Source organism: Couchioplanes caeruleus (assembly GCF_023499255.1).
GTDB classification, from domain to species: Bacteria; Actinomycetota; Actinomycetes; order Mycobacteriales; family Micromonosporaceae; genus Actinoplanes; species Actinoplanes caeruleus_A.
Map to the genome: position 1 here is coordinate 1,957,714 of NZ_CP092183.1, position 15,276 is coordinate 1,972,989.

The 15,276-nt window shown below is 73.6% G+C and carries 15 protein-coding genes; 6 read left to right on the forward strand and 9 right to left on the reverse strand.

Going from position 1 to position 15,276, the window contains the following annotated elements; genetic code table 11:
* Window positions 1–18: 18 nt before the first annotated feature.
* Window positions 19–537 carry a hypothetical protein gene (locus tag COUCH_RS09265; protein ID WP_249613646.1) on the reverse strand — a complete coding sequence of 173 codons (519 nt, stop codon included), beginning with the start codon at window positions 535–537 and terminating at the stop codon, window positions 19–21.
* 177 nt (window positions 538–714) lie between these two features.
* Between COUCH_RS09265 and COUCH_RS09270 the strand changes: the two genes are divergently transcribed.
* Window positions 715–1,839: an MBL fold metallo-hydrolase gene (locus tag COUCH_RS09270; RefSeq protein ID WP_249611652.1), complete on the forward strand. Its 1,125-nt coding sequence runs from the start codon at window positions 715–717 to the stop codon at window positions 1,837–1,839.
* Window positions 1,840–1,842: 3 nt separating this feature from the next.
* Window positions 1,843–2,646, forward strand: coding sequence for a class I SAM-dependent methyltransferase (locus COUCH_RS09275; protein ID WP_249611653.1), 804 nt, complete (start codon window positions 1,843–1,845; stop codon window positions 2,644–2,646).
* 115 nt (window positions 2,647–2,761) lie between these two features.
* Here COUCH_RS09275 and COUCH_RS09280 read toward each other — a convergent pair whose 3' ends face one another.
* The 3 genes from COUCH_RS09280 to COUCH_RS09290 form a co-directional block, all read right to left on the reverse strand.
* Window positions 2,762–2,980 carry a hypothetical protein gene (locus tag COUCH_RS09280; RefSeq protein WP_249611654.1) on the reverse strand — a complete coding sequence of 73 codons (219 nt, stop codon included), beginning with the start codon at window positions 2,978–2,980 and terminating at the stop codon, window positions 2,762–2,764.
* A 124-nt stretch (window positions 2,981–3,104) separates the two neighbouring features.
* Window positions 3,105–4,016, reverse strand: a complete 912-nt coding sequence (locus COUCH_RS09285) for a diacylglycerol/lipid kinase family protein (protein ID WP_249611655.1) — start codon at window positions 4,014–4,016, stop codon at window positions 3,105–3,107.
* 44 nt (window positions 4,017–4,060) lie between these two features.
* The gene (locus COUCH_RS09290) at window positions 4,061–4,639 is read right to left on the reverse strand and encodes a GAF domain-containing protein (protein ID WP_249611656.1); all 579 of its coding nucleotides are present in this window, start codon (window positions 4,637–4,639) and stop codon (window positions 4,061–4,063) included.
* A gap of 150 nt (window positions 4,640–4,789) precedes the next feature.
* Here COUCH_RS09290 and COUCH_RS09295 point away from each other — a divergent pair, with 150 nt between their 5' ends.
* Window positions 4,790–5,698, forward strand: coding sequence for a PfkB family carbohydrate kinase (locus COUCH_RS09295; RefSeq protein WP_249611657.1), 909 nt, complete (start codon window positions 4,790–4,792; stop codon window positions 5,696–5,698).
* Window positions 5,691–7,994, forward strand: coding sequence for a glycoside hydrolase family 65 protein (locus tag COUCH_RS09300; protein ID WP_249611658.1), 2,304 nt, complete (start codon window positions 5,691–5,693; stop codon window positions 7,992–7,994). Before COUCH_RS09295 ends, COUCH_RS09300 begins: the two co-directional genes overlap by 8 nt.
* Here COUCH_RS09300 and COUCH_RS09305 read toward each other — a convergent pair.
* The 3 genes from COUCH_RS09305 to COUCH_RS09315 all read right to left on the reverse strand — a co-directional run bounded on the left by COUCH_RS09305 (window position 7,991) and on the right by COUCH_RS09315 (window position 11,551).
* Window positions 7,991–9,277: a hemolysin family protein gene (locus COUCH_RS09305; protein WP_249611659.1), complete on the reverse strand. Its 1,287-nt coding sequence runs from the start codon at window positions 9,275–9,277 to the stop codon at window positions 7,991–7,993. The two genes, COUCH_RS09300 and COUCH_RS09305, sit on opposite strands and share 4 nt — an antisense overlap.
* A 109-nt stretch (window positions 9,278–9,386) precedes the next feature.
* Window positions 9,387–10,160 (reverse strand): dethiobiotin synthase, encoded by a 774-nt coding sequence (gene bioD / locus COUCH_RS09310; protein WP_249613647.1) that lies wholly within the window; start codon window positions 10,158–10,160, stop codon window positions 9,387–9,389.
* Window positions 10,161–10,414: 254 nt separating this feature from the next.
* The gene (locus COUCH_RS09315; protein WP_249611660.1) at window positions 10,415–11,551 is read right to left on the reverse strand and encodes an 8-amino-7-oxononanoate synthase; all 1,137 of its coding nucleotides are present in this window, start codon (window positions 11,549–11,551) and stop codon (window positions 10,415–10,417) included.
* Window positions 11,552–11,647: 96 nt separating this feature from the next.
* Here COUCH_RS09315 and bioB point away from each other — a divergent pair, with 96 nt between their 5' ends.
* Together bioB and COUCH_RS09330 are read left to right on the forward strand one after the other, a co-directional pair.
* A complete protein-coding gene (bioB, locus tag COUCH_RS09320; protein ID WP_249611661.1) occupies window positions 11,648–12,643 on the forward strand; it encodes a biotin synthase BioB in 996 nt (331 codons plus the stop codon).
* A gap of 189 nt (window positions 12,644–12,832) precedes the next feature.
* On the forward strand, window positions 12,833–13,336 hold the full coding sequence (locus COUCH_RS09330; RefSeq protein ID WP_430640967.1) for a GNAT family N-acetyltransferase: 504 nt from the start codon (window positions 12,833–12,835) through the stop codon (window positions 13,334–13,336).
* A gap of 59 nt (window positions 13,337–13,395) precedes the next feature.
* Here the strand turns inward: COUCH_RS09330 and COUCH_RS09335 are convergent, their stop codons facing one another.
* Together COUCH_RS09335 and COUCH_RS09340 are read right to left on the reverse strand one after the other, a co-directional pair.
* Window positions 13,396–14,415 (reverse strand): GNAT family N-acetyltransferase, encoded by a 1,020-nt coding sequence (locus COUCH_RS09335; protein WP_249613648.1) that lies wholly within the window; start codon window positions 14,413–14,415, stop codon window positions 13,396–13,398.
* Window positions 14,416–14,507: 92 nt separating this feature from the next.
* Window positions 14,508–15,269: an amino acid-binding protein gene (locus tag COUCH_RS09340; protein ID WP_249611664.1), complete on the reverse strand. Its 762-nt coding sequence runs from the start codon at window positions 15,267–15,269 to the stop codon at window positions 14,508–14,510.
* Window positions 15,270–15,276: the final 7 nt, after the last annotated feature.

Genomic DNA, 15,276 nt, shown 5'->3' on the forward strand with positions numbered 1-15,276 from the left:
TCGGCGTGCGTACCCGGCTCAGCGAGCCTGCAGCGCGTCCAGGGCGACCGCCATCGCGGCGACGAGCCGGCGGTCCAGCTGCGGGTCGTGGATCGTCACGACGTACTTGTCGCGCAGGCCCCACTTCTTGACCACGGAGAACGCCGGGCGCTCGCCCAGGAGGAAGTCGAAGTGGTACGGCAGCCAGGACAGCGAGTCCACGAACCGGCGCAGGATGGCCACGGTCAGGTTCGACTCGCGGCCGACCATCTCGCCGTATCCGGGCTGCTCGAGGTGCCACGTCGAGCGCAGCAGGGACTCCTTGAAGTTCTTGCGGAACAGGCCGATCGCGGTGCCGGCGGCGTCCGTGACGTCGTACGTCGCGCCCAGGTCGATGACCTGGCGGGCCTTGAAGCCGAGGACCGGAGTCGTCTTGGTGTCGTCGGTGTAGAGCGTCACCTGCTCCTTGAAGGCCATCCGCTTCTGCTGCGCGAACGCGAGCACGCCGGCCTCCGAGCCGTCCGGCGCGACGGCGTGGATCTCGTACTGGTTGACCATCAAACGCACGCGCTGACGCACGATGAGTTGCTGCTGATTCTGAAGGGTTTGCACAGTCACGGCGGCAGTGTGACACACATCGCCATGCTGAGGAGATCCACAGCACCTCGGTGGCGGGCCGGCCGCACCGGCGGTCAGACTTGGCAGTCAGACGGAACCGACACGGAGGAATCGCGCATGGCGAAGCAGGCAGAAGGCCGCCGAGGGCTCGGAAAGGGATGGATCGCCCTCGCGCTCGGCGCGGCGGCGGTGTGGGCCGCCCGGGACATTCCGCTCCAGATCGGCTCCCGCAAGATCGGCGATCGGGCCGAGGGTGAACGCGGCGCGCGCTACCGGCGGTCCCCGCAGTTCAAGGACGGCAAGTTCCGCAACACCGTGCCGGCCACCGAGGTCGCCCTGGCCTCGATGCCGCGCCTGCTCGCCGCGTCGCTGACCGACCGCGACCGCCGCCACCCCGCCTCCCCGATCCCGGTGGTCATCCCCGAGACGGGCGGCGACGGGCTCTACGTCACCTGGTACGGCCACTCCTCGGCGCTGATCGAGATCGAGGGCCGCCGGGTGCTGCTCGACCCGGTGTGGAGCGACCGGTGCTCGCCCTCGCGCCTGCAGGGCCCGAAGCGGCTGCACGAGCCGCCCGTGCCGCTGCGCTCGCTGCCGCCCGTCGACGCGGTGGTCATCTCGCACGACCACTACGACCACCTGGACATGGAGTCGATCCGCAACCTGGTGGACCTGCAGGCCGCGCCGTTCCTCGTGCCGCTCGGCATCGGCGCGCACCTGGAGCGCTGGGGCGTACCGGCCACCCGCATCATCGAGCTCGACTGGGACGAGCGCGCCACGGTCGCCGGCATCGAGTTCGTCGCCACGGCCGCCCGGCACTTCTCCGGCCGCGGCTTCTCCCGCGACGAGACGCTGTGGGCCTCCTGGGTGATCGCCGGGCCGACCCGCAAGGCGTTCTACTCCGGCGACACCGGCTACTTCCCCGGCTTCGCGGAGATCGGCGAGGAGCACGGGCCGTTCGACGTGACGCTGGTGCAGATCGGGGCGTACGGCGACCAGTGGCCGGACATCCACATGGTGCCGGAGGACGGCGTCGCCACCCACGTGGACGTCCGCGGCGGCCTGATGATCCCGGTGCACTGGGCCACGTTCAACCTGGCGCTGCACGACTGGGCCGAGCCGGCCGACCGGGCCTGGCGCGAGGCCAAGGCGCGCGACGTGAAGCTGGCCGTCCCCCGGCCGGGCGAGCGGGTCGACGTCGACAACCCGCCCGCGGTCGACGGCTGGTGGCAGCAGCTCTAGGGGGTGGCCGACGACTCGCTCTACACCGGCAGCGCGGCGCACTACCCGGTGGGGCGGATGCCGTACCCGCCGGCGCTGCCCGAGGTCCTGCGCGAGCGGCTCGGCCTGGACGGCACCGGCCGGCTCCTCGACGTGGGATGCGGCCCGGGCTCGCTGACCCTGCTGCTCGCCCCGCTGTTCGCGGAGGCGGTCGGCGTCGACGCGGACCCCGGCATGATCGCCGAGGCGCGCCGCAGGGCCCCGGGGCTGTCGTGGCACCGCCTGCGCGCCGAGGAGCTGCCGGCCGGGCTGGGCGAGTTCCGGCTGGTCAGCTTCGCCCAGTCCTTCCACTGGATGGACCAGCCGGCCGTGGCGCGCGCGGTCCGTCCGATGATCGATCCGGGCGGCGCCTGGGTGCACGTCGGCGCCACCACCCACCGCGGCGTGAACGGCGCCGACCCGCTAACCCGGCCCCGGCCGCCGTGGGAGCGGATCGACGCGCTCGTGGCCTCGTACCTCGGGCCGGTGCGGCGCGCCGGACGGTCCACCCTGCCGAACGGCACCCCCGGCGGCGAGGAGGACGTGATGCGGGCGGCCGGCTACCGCGGGCCGGACCGTGTCGTCGTGGGCGGCGGCGAGGAGGTGGCACGGTCGGCGGACGAGATCGTGTCGGCGGTGTTCTCGCTGTCGTACGCCACGCCGCACCTGTTCGGGGAGCGGGTGGGGGAGTTCGAGGCGGACCTGCGGTCGCTGCTGGCCGAGGCGGCGCCGCCCGGCGTCTTCGCCGAGCGGCGCCGCGAGACGGAACTGGTGATCTGGCGCCCCTGACACGGGTGGGGCTTCGAAGTGGACGCTCTCGCGCCGGCGGCCGGCGGTCTCCCCGAGTGCGACGAGGAGGACCACCGCTTCCGCAGCCGGCTCGCTCACCGGCAGGTGACGGGCCTCAGGCGGCGGCGCGGTAAACCGCGGCGACGACCGTGGCCAGCAGGAACAGGGTGCCCATCAGCAGGGGCCGGGTGTGGCCCCAGGCGATCTTGCGCTTGGCCGGGACGTCGCGCTTCGTTGCGCGCAGGTCCCGCCAGGCCGCGTGGGCACGTCCGGCGCGGTAGCCGATCGTGAGCACGGTGACGGCGGTGATCATGGTGGCGACGCTCGCTGTCATGCGACCCCCTGGAGGTGCGTGGCGGTGCGGTCGCGACCCAGTGTGGGACGGCAATCCGACCGATTCCAGGGGATTAAGAGCGTTAAAACCGTATAAAGCCGATTCCCGGGTACGGACGTCCGTGTCAGCTTTCCGATCGTTGCCGTGGCACGCAGACCTTGACAGCGGCCGGCGCGACCTCGACGCGGATCTTCTTGACCTTGTCGCGGGAGCCGCCGTCGAGCTCGTACGTCAGCGGCTCCTTCAGCTTCACGTCGATGCGGCGGGCGCGGGTCATGTGGACGAACGGGGACTCCTCGGAGCGGCCGACCGCCATGCGGCCCATGGTGCGGGCCCACTGGGCGGCGCCGCGGGCGGTGGCCACGCCGACGTCGAGCCAGCCGTCGTCCGGCTTCGCGTCGTCGAACGCGGTGATGCCGCCGGTGATCATGCTGACGTTGCCGACCAGGACGCAGGACGCCTCGTCGGCGAACCAGTCGGTGCCGTCCACCTTGATCTTCGCCTGGGGGGCGGGGTCGTCGAGGTGGCGCAGGCCCGTCCAGACGTACGACAGCTTGCCCATCCGGTCCTTCAGCTTGCCGTCGGCGTCGTGGATCATCGCGCCGTCGAAGCCGATGCCGGCCATGACCGCGAAGTGCTCGCCGTTGAGCACGCCGAGGTCCAGCCGGCGCCGCCCGCCGTGGAAGGCGGTCCGGACAGCACCGGGCAGGTCGTCCGGGACGCCCAGGTTGGTGGCCAGCAGGTTCGCGGTGCCGGCCGGGATGATGCCCACCGGGATCTTCGCCCCGCCCTCGGCGCCGGCCAGCGCGTCCAGGGTGCGCTGGACCATGCCGTCGCCGCCCCAGACGATGAGCAGGTCGGGCTGCTCCTTGACGGCCTTGCGCACCTGCTTCGGGGCCTTCTTGCTCTTCGGCACCTCGTACCAGAGCAGATCCTCGACGCCTTCGTCGGTGATGAGGCGCCGCAGCTCGTCCAGTCCGCCACCGAGCGTCTTGCGCTGATGGGCGACCACGGCGACCTTCCGGGGAGTACGCATGCGACCGCCGTTACCCGGACCCCCGGATTTTCAAGCCTGAAGCCTCAGCTGACCGTCTCACGCATGCGCTGCTCGGCGGCGGCGCTGCGGATGACCATGAGGCGCAGTTCCAGCTCGTCCGAGACCATCGACGCGAGGTGCTCGAGGGCCTTCAGCTGCCGGGGCGTCGCCTCGCGCGGGCGGTTGTCGATGACGTTGACCGTGCCGAGGCGGTAGCCGTCGTGGGTGCGGATGGGCGCCGCCGCGTAGAAGCGCAGCCCCAGCTCGCCGCGGACCAGCGGGTGTTCGAGCGTACGGGGGTCCACGGCCGCGTTGTTGATCACGTACACGTCGTCCTGCGCGATGACCGAGGCGCACAGGCCGGGCTCCTTGCCGACCTCGCGGACGCCGGTCAGGCCCTGGCAAGCGGCCAGCCAGACGCGGTCCTGCTCGACCAGTGACACCGTGGCGATGGGGGTGTCGAAGATGGCGCCGGCCACGAACGCGATGCGGTCGTACGCGTCCTCGACCGGCTGGTCCACGAGACGGTAGCGGCGTACGGCCTCGAGCCGCTGCTGCTCCTCGTGGCCGACGGTGTCCAGGTATTCGTAGGCTCCGCCCGAGATCGGGCTGCTGTTCGTCACGATGAGGCCCCTCACACAGTGATCGCCGGTGATGACTGTGAGCGTAGTGAAAGTTCCGGGGGTCGCCGCAATGCCCGCGTCCAGGTAATTGCCAGGTGACCTCGCCCGCACGGGGGAATGTCGCACAAACTGTCGGGGTAGTAATGCAGCGTGAAACCACCGGTAGCGGCCGTAGTCGGGCAACTCGCCCGTGACCTCGTCCTGTCCGTCGATGCGGTCCCCGGTGCGGGGAACGCCGCCGACGCGCTCGACCGCCGGGAGCAGCTGGGCGGGAAGGGCGCCAACCAGGCCGTCTCGCTCGCGCAGCTGGGCGTACGCCCCCGGCTCGTGGCCGTGGCCGGCGAGGACGTCATCGGCGACGTGCTGCTCGACCAGGCGCGGCGCGACGGCATCGACGTGACCGCGGTCGTCCGCCGGCGCGGCGCGCTCACCGGGCTGATCGTCGAGGTGCTCGACGCCGAGGGGCACTGGCGGTACGTGCAGCATCTGCCCGAGTCCGTGCTGCTGACCGACCGTGACGTGGAAGCGGCGCGCACGGTGATCGCCGGTGCTGACGCCGTACTCGTGCAGTTGCAGCAGCCACCCGCGGCCGCGCTGGCCGCCGCCCGCATCGGGCACGACGCGGGCCGGCTGGTCGTGCTGGACGGCGCTCCGCAGGAGCGACGCGACGACCTGCTCGCGGCCGCCGACGTGGTCCGCGCCGACGAGCAGGAGACCGAGCTGCTGCTCGGCGGGAAGGCGACCGTCGACCGGGCCCGCGCCCTGCTGGAGAAGGGGCCGCGCCTGCTGGCGCTCGGCGTCGAGGACGGCAACCTCTTCGTGTGGCGCGACGGGGACGTGTGTCTTCCGCTGACCGACGAGAAGGTCGTGGACACGACGGGTGGCGGCGACGCGTTCACGGCGGCGCTGACCGCGGCGCTGCTGCGCGGTGAGGAACCGGCGACGGCCGCGCGGTGGGCGGTGGCGGCATCCGGCGCGACCGTCGGGCACCCCGGCGGACGGCCGGACCTGACCGTCGAGGATCTGGAGAAGCGCGTGAAGGAGATCGCCGGTGGGTGAGATCGGACCCGCCGAGCCGTGGGCCGTCCGGGAGACCGGCCTGACCGACGAGACGCTCACCACCGCGCAGCTGCGCCAGTCCGAATCCGTCTTCGCCCTCGCCAACGGGCACATCGGCCTGCGCGGCAACCTCGACGAGGGGCTGCCCGACGGCATGCCGGGCACATACCTCAACTCGCTGTTCGAGGAGCGTGACCTGGTCTATCCCGAGGCCGGGTACGGCTTCCCGGAGACCACCCAGACGATCGTCGACGCGCCCAACGGCAAGCTCATCGCGCTCACCGTCGACGACGAGCCGTTCGACGTGCGTACCGGCACGCTGCGCCGCCACGAACGCTGCCTGGACCTGCGCGCCGGCACCCTGCAACGCGACGTCGAGTGGGTGTCGGGCTCCGGGACGGCCGTCCGCATCCGCAGCACCCGCGTCGTCTCGTTCCCGTACTCGTCCGTCGCGGCGATCCGGTACGAGGTGGAGGCGCTGAGCGGCCCGGTGCGGATCCGGATCGACTCCGACCTGCTCGCCAACGAGGAGCAGCCCGACCAGCGGGACGACCCGCGCGCGTCGGCCACCGTCGAGGCGCCGCTGCGGCCGGTCTCGCACTCGCCGGACGTGCTGCTGCACCGCACCGCCCGCAGTGGCATCGAGGTGGCGTCCGCGGTCGCCCACACCGGCGCGCACGTCACCACGTCCAGCGAACCGGACCGCATCCGGGCCGTCGTCAGCACGACGCTGCGGCCCGGCGAGCCGTTGCGGTTGGACAAGTTCCTCGCGTACGCGTGGCACGAGAGCGACCCGGCCACCAAGGCGCTGGCCGACCGGGACGAGGCCGTCGAGCTGGGCTTCGACACGCTGCTCGAGCGGCAGCGGGAGTACCTCGACGACTTCTGGGAGAGCGCGGACGTCGAGCTCGACGGCGACCCCGAGGTGCAGCAGGGCGTCCGGTTCTGCCTCTTCCACGTGTTGCAGGCCGGCGCCGAGGCGGGCCCGCACCCCATCGCCGCCAAGGGGCTGACCGGCAACGGGTACGACGGCCACGTGCTCTGGGACACCGAGACGTTCGTGCTGCCCGTGCTCACGTACACGCATCCGGCCTGCGTGGGCATGGCCCTGCGCTGGCGGCACCGGACGCTCGGCGAGGCCCGCGAGCGGGCCCGGGAGCTGCGGCTGGCCGGTGCGGCGTACCCGTGGCGCACGATCGGCGGCACCGAATGCTCCGGCTACTGGCCGGCCGGGACGGCGGCGCTGCACGTCAACGCGGACATCGCGGCGGCCGTGCTGCGCTACGTCGCGGCCACCGGCGACGAGGACTTCCTGCGCGAGGCGGGGCTGGAGATCCTCGCCGAGACCGCGCGCCTGTGGTGCCGCATCAGCCACGCCGACGACGACGGCGTGTTCCACATCAGCGGCGTGACCGGGCCGGACGAGTACACCGCCCTGGTCGACGACAACGTCTTCACCAACCTCATGGCGCGGCAGAACCTGCTCGGCGCGGCGTCCGCCCTGGCCGACACCACCGCCTTCGCCGACGAGGTTCGCGCGTGGCGGGAGGCGGCAGAAGGCCTGTTCATCCCGTACGCGGACAGGCGCGAGGTCCACGAGCAGCACGCCGGCTTCACGCGCCTGGAGGAGTGGGACTTCGACGAGACCAAGGACGACGACTACCCGCTGATGCTGAACTTCCCGTACCTCGACCTGTACCGCCGGCAGGTGGTGAAGCAGGCCGACCTGGTGCTGGCGATGATGCTGCACTCCGAGGAGTTCACGGCCGAGCAGAAGCGGCGCGCCTTCGAGTACTACGAGGCCCGTACGGTCCGCGACTCCTCGCTGTCCGCGCCGGTGCAGGCCGTTCTCGCCGCGGAGACCGGCCACCTCGAGCTGGCCCACGACTACCTCGCCGAGGCGGCCCTGCTGGACCTGCGCGCGGGCGGCGAGTCCAGCGGCGACGGGCTGCACATCGCCGCCTGCGCGGGCGCCTGGATCGCGCTGGTCCAGGGCTTCGGCGGCTTCCGGGACCACGGCGGGCGGCCGTCGTTCGCGCCCCGGCTGCCACAACACCTGCCCCGGCTGCGGTTCCGCCTGCGCTGGCGGGAGAGCCGGCTGCGGGTGACCGTCACGCCGGAGCAGGTCACGTACGAGGCCACGGGCGCCGAGGTGACGTTTCACCACTACGGCACCGCGGTGACGCTCGCCGGCGGCGAGACGGCCACGATCCCGCTGGACCCGGTGGAGAACCGCCCCGCGCCGCCGTCGCCGCGTCCCCCGCAGCGCCGCCGGGATGCGCTGGATCCGTCCTAATCGTCCTCTTCGCCAGATCTCGGCAGTGCCCGCAGCCGTACCCGGGTGATCGCGCGGCCGGTCACCTCGACCACCTCCGCGGTGAACTGGGGGAGCGTGACGACCTCGCCCGGCGCGGTCGGGATGTGGCCCAGCGAGGCCAGGACCATGCCGGCGATCGTCGTGTAGTCGCCCTCGTCCGGCGCCCCGCCGTCGAAGCCGAGGTCCGGCAGGTCGTGGATCGGGAACGAGCCGGCCATCAGCAGCGCCCCGTCGGCCTCGGTGACCACGGCCTGCACGTCCCGGTCGGTCTCGTCGTAGATCTCCCCGACGATCTCCTCGACCAGGTCCTCCATGGTGACGATCCCGTCGATCGCGCCGCGCTCGTCCACGACCATCGCCAGCTGCTGACGCTCGAGCCGCATCTGCCGCAGCGCGTCGGACACCCGTAGCGTCTCCGGCAGGAACAGCCCCTGCCGCGCCACCGCGTCGACCGGGCCGTCCGCGCCCACCAGCTCCCGCAGGTGCACGACGCCGATCACGTCGTCCAGCCCCGCCGGGCCCACCACCGGCGCCCGGGAATGGCCGCCCTTGATGAGCTGGGCCAGGGCCTCCCGCGCGGGCAGCCCGGTGGGCACCGACAGCACGTCCCGGCGCGGCACGAGGATCTCTCGCAGGTTCCGGTCGGCGATCTCGAAGGCGCCGGAGATGATCATCCGTTGTTCGGCGGAGAAGTCCTGCTGCGCGGCGACCATGTCGCGGATCTCCTCGGTGCTGACCTCCTCCCGCTGCGCCCGCGGGTCCCCGCCGGCCAGCCGGACGACCAGGTCGGTGGCGGCGCTGAGCAGCCACACCGCCGGCCGCGAGATCGTCGACAGCACGTCCAGCGGCCGGGCCACGAGCAGTGCCCAGCCCTCCGTACGCTGCATCGCGATCCGCTTCGGCGCCAGCTCGCCGATCACCAGCGTCACGAACGTCAGCACGATCGTGACCAGCACGATCGCGGTCGGCCGGGCGGCCGCGCCGAGGAAACCCAGCGGCTCGACCAGCGGCTCCGACAGCGACACCGCCGCCGCCGCGGACGCCAGGAAGCCGGCCATCGTGATCCCGATCTGGATCGTGGCGAGGAACCGGTTCGGGTCGCGGGTCAGCCGGCCCAGGACCCGCCCGGACCGGGAGGCGCGCTCGAGCTTGTGCAGCTGACTGTCCCGCAGCGAGACCAGCGCCATCTCACTGCCGGAGAAGGCCGCGTTGATCAGTACGAGCACCAGCACGAGCACGATCTGCCCGCCTATGCCATCCACGACAGCCCCAGCCCCTCGGCTCACGGATCACGAGCCCCACACGCTAGCGACCACGGACGGTGGCCGCCCGGGCGCCGGGCAAAACCCGCTCATCAGGGTACGGCCGGGGTCAGCCGGCCTCGTCGGCCCAGACCCGCCAGTCGTCGAGGACGCCGTAGAGCGCCGGCGTCAGCCAGCCCGGCGCCGAACGCCGGAAGACGCCCGGCTCCATCTGGCCCGCGCCGTCCGGCACCGCGCCCACCAGGTGCGGGACGAGCTCGGTCAGGTTCGCCCAGTGGACCAGCTCCGGTTCGGCCGGCCACGCACCGAGCACCACCTTGGCCGGTACGCCGCGGCGGTCCAGGGCCTCCAGCGTCAGCGCCGTGTGGTTGAGCGTGCCCAGGCCGGCGCGGGACACGACGATCGTCTGGGCGCCCAGCGCGGTCGCCAGGTCGGCCACCGTCCAGGCCTCGCCGGACGGGCGCACGCCCATCGGCACGAGCAGGCCGCCCGCGCCCTCCACCAGGACCAGGTCGTGTTTCTCGGCCTCCGCGCGGATGGCGTCGACGGCCTCGTACAGCTCCAGCGGCGGCAGGCCGGCGACCCGGGCCGCGGCGAGGGGCGCGAGCGGCTCCGGGTACGAGGCCAGCGTGCGGCTGGTGTGCGGGGAGGCGAGGCGGGTCACGACGTCGATGTCGGTCGGGCCGCCCTCGGCCGTACCGGTCTGGCCGGGCTTGACGACGGCCACCCGCAGCCCGGCGGCCTGCGCGGCGGCGGCGACGGCCGCGGTGGCCACCGTCTTGCCCACGCCGGTGTCCGTGCCGGTGACCACGACGATGCCGCGCCACTCGCCGTGCTGCGCGGGCCGCGGCTCGGGGCGGGCCTCGGGTGGCGGCGCGGCCACGGCCGGCTCCGGAACCGGCAGCGTGAGCGGGGGAAGGTCGGCGTCGGCCGGGTCCGCGGGGCCCACGCCGGGTGACACGGGCGCCTCCGGCAGGTCCGGCACCGGCAGGTCCGGCACCGGCGAGAAGGGCGCCGGGGAGACGGGGACCGGAGAGATCGGCGCGACGGGGACCGGGGAGGCGGGCGCGGGCGAGACCGGGATCGGGATGGGGTTCTCCTCCGGGGTCTGCGGCGGGGCGGTCTGCTGCTCGCTCGTCACGGGGCGCACTCCACGATCACGGTCAGGGCGCGGTCGAAGTCGGCCTGCCCGACCCCCGCGTTCAGGGTCAGGCGCAGGCGGGACGAACCGTCCGGGGTGGACGGCGGGCGGAAACAGCCCACGGCGACGTCGCGGTCGCGGCAGTCCGCCGCCCAGGCCAGGGCCGCCTCCGGGCCGGGCGCCGGCACCGACAGCACGCCCGCCGCCGGGGTGCAGACGGCGAAACCGGCCGCGCCCAGCGTGCGTACCGTCGTGGCGGCCCGCTCCGCGAGAAGCCGGCGGCGGTCGTCGGCCGACCGGGCGACCCGCACCGCGGCACGGACCCCGGCCACGACGGCGGGCGGCGGGGCGGTGTCGTAGATGAACGTGCGACCGGTGTCGACCAGGTGCCGGATCAGCGCCTCGGGACCGGCGACCACGCCGCCGGCGCCACCCAGCGACTTCGACAGCGTCGCCGTGACCACCACGTCGGGTGCTCCCGCGAGGCCGGCCGCCGCGACGCCGCCCGCCCCCTCGGGACCGAGGACGCCCAGCGCGTGCGCGTCGTCGACCAGCATCAGCGCGCCGTGCGCGGAGGTCACCGCGTGCAGGTCGGCGAGCGGGGCGAGGTCGCCGTCGACCGAGAAGACCGACTCGGTGACGAAGACCGCCGGCCGGCCGGGACGGGACGTGAGGATCTCCGCGAGGGCCGCCGGGTCGGCGTGCGGGGCGACGACCACCTCGGCGCCCGAGGCCCGGCAGCCGTCGATGATCGAGGCGTGGTTGTACCGGTCCGAGACCAGCAGCGTGCCCGGGCCGGCCAGCGCCCGGATCGCGCCGAGGTTGGCGAGGAAGCCGGAGGAATACACCAGCGCGCGGGGGAACCCGAGCCACTCGGCGAGGTCCGACTCGAGCGCCTCATGAGCCCGGGTCGAGCCGCGGACGAGCCGCGATCCGGTGGCGCCCAGCCCGTACGCCCGCAGCGCCTCGACCGCGGCACCCACGACCTCGGGATGGACCGCCAGGCCGAGGTAGTCGTTGCCGGCCAGATCGACGACGGCGTCGCCGGCGTCGCGGGGCCGTAGCCTGCGCGTAAGCCCGGCCTTCGCCCGCGTGCGGGCCTGGCGCTCCAGCTCCTGCTGCCAGCCCGTCACCGCATCCTCGCTCTTCGCCGGTCCGAGTCGTTCGCCCGGGAAACTACCACTCACCACGGGCAACCCGCGGGCCGGAATCCCTTGTAGGGTACGGGCATGCCAGACATCCTCGACCGGGCGCGGGCCCAGGTGCTAGCTGACGGCGTCGGTCTCGACGAGGCAGGAATCCTCGAAGTGCTGCGGCTGCCCGACGAGGATCTGCCGCGGTTGCTCCAGCTCGCCCACGAGGTCCGCATGGCCTGGTGCGGTCCCGAGGTGGAGGTCGAGGGCATCGTCTCGCTCAAGACCGGCGGCTGCCCGGAGGACTGCCACTTCTGCTCGCAGTCGGGGCTGTTCACCTCGCCGGTGCGCGCGGTGTGGCTCGACATTCCGGCCCTGGTGGAGGCCGCCAAGCAGACCGCGGCGACCGGGGCGACCGAGTTCTGCATCGTCGCGGCGGTGCGCGGGCCCGACGAGCGGCTGATGGCGCAGATGCGCGAGGGCGTCGCGGCGATCAAGGCCGAGGTCGACATCCAGGTCGCGGCGAGCCTCGGCATGCTCACCCAGGAACAGGTCGACGAGCTCGTCGCGATGGGTGTGCACCGCTACAACCACAACCTGGAGACCTGCCGGTCGTACTTCGCCAACGTGGTGACCACCCATTCGTGGGAGGAGCGCTGGGTCACGCTGAAGATGGTCCGCGACTCGGGCATGGAGGTCTGCTGCGGCGGCATCCTCGGGCTCGGCGAGACGGTCGAGCAGCGCGCCGAGTTCGCCGCGCAGCTCGCCGAGCTGGACCCGCACGAGGTCCCGCTGAACTTCCTCAACCCGCGCCCCGGCACCCCGCTCGGCGACCGCCCGGTGGTGGAGGGCAAGGACGCGCTGCGGGCCATCGCCGCCTTCCGGCTGGCGATGCCGCGGACCATCCTGCGGTACGCGGGCGGCCGCGAGATCACCCTGGGGGACCTGGGCACCCGCGACGGTCTGCTCGGCGGCATCAACGCGGTGATCGTCGGCAACTACCTGACGACGCTGGGCCGCCCGGCCACCGCGGACCTCGAGCTGCTCCAGGAGCTCAAGATGCCGGTCAAGGCGCTGTCGGCGACGCTGTGACGGTCCTCGTGTACTGCGACCGCTGCGGAACACCCACCGCCGAGGGCGACCACACGGCGTGCGCGGCGGCCCGGCGACTGGAGCCGCCCCGCTACTGCCCGGACTGCCGGCGCCGGATGAAGGTGCAGGTCGTGCCGACCGGATGGACGGCGACCTGCGTGGAACACGGTGTCCGCCGCTCCTGAGCCGCTGCGCGGCACGCTCGTGACGCTGCGCCCGGCCACCGAGGCGGACGTGCCGGCGCTGGCGGCCATCCGGGCCACGCCGGAGGTGCGGGCGCGGTGGCGCGGCGACGACGACGCCTCCGCCGAGACCCGCGAGACCATCGCCGAGCTGGGCGACCGCCACCTCGCGATCCTCGTGGACGGCCGGGTTGCCGGGATCATCCAGTGGGACTCCGAGGACGAGCCGGACTATCGCCACGCGAGCATCGACATCTACCTCGACCCGGCGCTGCACGGCCGCGGCGTGGGCACCGACGCGGTCCGGACGCTGGCCACCCACCTCATCGACGTCGAGGGCTTCCACCGGCTGGTCATCGACCCCGCGGCCGACAACGAGCCCGCGATCCGCTGTTACGCCAAGGTGGGCTTCCGGCCCGTCGGGATCATGCGGGAGTACGAGCGCGGCGCCGACGGCACCTGGCACGACGGACTGCTGATGGACCTGCTGGCCGCCGAGCTGGTCCGGTAGCGCGAACCCATCGGCGACGGTGGACCCGCTCACGGGCCCACCGTCGCCGCTCTCACCCGTCACCCGGAGGTGGCAGGAGTCTCATCCGAGGCGGGCCGGCGGGCGCCCACCGGCAGCGTCACCGTGACCATCGCGCCGTCGCGGTCCGCCGGGCCGGTCGCCCCGAGCCGGCGCAGCGTACGGAGCATCGCCACGTTGGCCGCGGCGACGTGCGCCACGACAGCCTCGAGGTCGGCGCGGACCGCCCACGCGGTCAGGCGGCGCAGCAGCGCCGTCCCGATGCCACGGCGCTGCCACGCGTCCTGGACCAGCACCGCCACCTCGCCGAGGTCGCCCTCGGTGCGCAGGGTCGCCGTCGCCACCACCCGTTCCTCGCCGGCGGCCGGGTCGTCGTACGCCGCGAGCAGCGTGAGCCCGTTCGACGGCTCGAGCAGCCGGCGCAGGCGGCCGTCGCTCCAGCCGTGCAGGCGGCGTACGCCCTCGAGGTCCTCCGCGGTGGCCTCGCGCACCAGCAGCTCGGCACCGCCGGGCAGCAGCAGCGTGGTCTGCTCGGCGGAACGGCGCAGCACGGAACCGCTCACCTCGACCAGCGCCTGGGCCCGGGCGTACTCGGCCGGTGTGAACGCCGGGGCCGGCCGGAGCACCTCGTACGTCCCGCCGGCCGGGTCGATCAGCGTCATGCGCTGCTCGTCGTAGCCGTGCAGGACCACCGAGCCGGCCGGGCGCCAGCGCACCTCGGCGGCGTCGAGCAGGGCGACCAGCGCCTCGCCCAGCGCCTCCGGGTCGTGCACGATGCGGCCGGCCAGGGCCAGCGCCCGGGTCGGCTGGTCGGCGAGCCCCTGCGCCTCGGCCCGGGTCACGAACGCGTCGCGCCCGCGGCCGCGGGTGATCGCCGCGTGCAGCTCCTGCTCCGACATGGTGTCCGGCGCGTCGACGAGGAAGTCGTCGACCGCGCCCTCCTCGGTCGTGTGGACCTGGACGGCGAGGATGTTGACCGACCGCAGCGCCAGGCTGGCGGTCAGCACGGAGAGGTAGCCCGGCCGATCGTCGACCGTCGCCCGGATCCGCCACAGCGCCACGGTAGGCACGTCCCTTCGCAGATCGAGTCGCCCTGAACCGACTGTAAGCCTGCCTCCGCGGTGTTACCTGCGCATTGCCTGAGCTGGGAAAACTATGAGGGGTCAGTCACAGCCGATGCGACCGGGGGCACACCCGCGCGGTCGAGACGGTCGCCGAGGATCACCGCGGCGGCCCGCACGAGCTGCGCGATCCGGTCGACCTCGGTGATGTGGAAGGCGGCGGCCGGCAGGTCGTCGTCGTCCGTACGGGCGATCACCAGCACCAGGCCCGCGCGGCCGAACGGCGCGACGGCGTACCGGGTGCCGTCCGTGCCGGTGAGCGGGCGGGCGCGCAGCGGCGTGACCTCGGGCAGGCGCAGCGGGGACGGGGCGCGCCAGCTCGCGTACGCCACCGTCGGCTCGCTTCCGGTGGGCAGGCGCAGCGACGGCTCGTCGGCCCGGGTGGCACGCGGCGCGGCCGTACGGGCGGCCCAGTCGGCCGGCACCACCGCGGCGGCGGCCCAGTCCGCGGCGAGCAGCCCGGGCACCGCGTCGACCAGCGTGGCGAGCCCGTCGCCCGGGTTGGCGGCGACCTGGGCCAGCAGCTCGGCGTCGTGGCCGCCGGAGACCGGGGCGCCGATGGCCTTCCACACGCCGTCGACCTGGACGCCCGGGATGGCGGCGAGCCCGGCGAGGAGTCGCTCGACGCGCGACGCGCCCGGCCAGACGACGGTGAAGTCGTCGACGGCCCGGCCGCCGAGCCGCTCCAGCACCACCACCTGGACGATGTCGGCACCGGCGACGCCGAGCGTGCGCGCCACCTGGCCGAGGGCACCCGGGCGGTCCGGCAGAGTGACCCGTACGCGCAGCAACATGCAACTC

Bases quoted from the DNA above. Each gene is read 5' to 3' on its own strand.
- COUCH_RS09265 (WP_249613646.1), bottom strand. From the start codon at position 537: ATGGTCAACCAGTACGAGATCCACGCCGTCGCGCCGGACGGCTCGGAG.
- COUCH_RS09270 (WP_249611652.1), top strand. From the start codon at position 715: ATGGCGAAGCAGGCAGAAGGCCGCCGAGGGCTCGGAAAGGGATGGATC.
- COUCH_RS09280 (WP_249611654.1), bottom strand. From the start codon at position 2,980: ATGACAGCGAGCGTCGCCACCATGATCACCGCCGTCACCGTGCTCACG.
- COUCH_RS09285 (WP_249611655.1), bottom strand. From the start codon at position 4,016: ATGCGTACTCCCCGGAAGGTCGCCGTGGTCGCCCATCAGCGCAAGACG.
- bioB (WP_249611661.1), top strand. From the start codon at position 11,648: ATGCCAGACATCCTCGACCGGGCGCGGGCCCAGGTGCTAGCTGACGGC.
- COUCH_RS09340 (WP_249611664.1), bottom strand. From the start codon at position 15,269: ATGTTGCTGCGCGTACGGGTCACTCTGCCGGACCGCCCGGGTGCCCTC.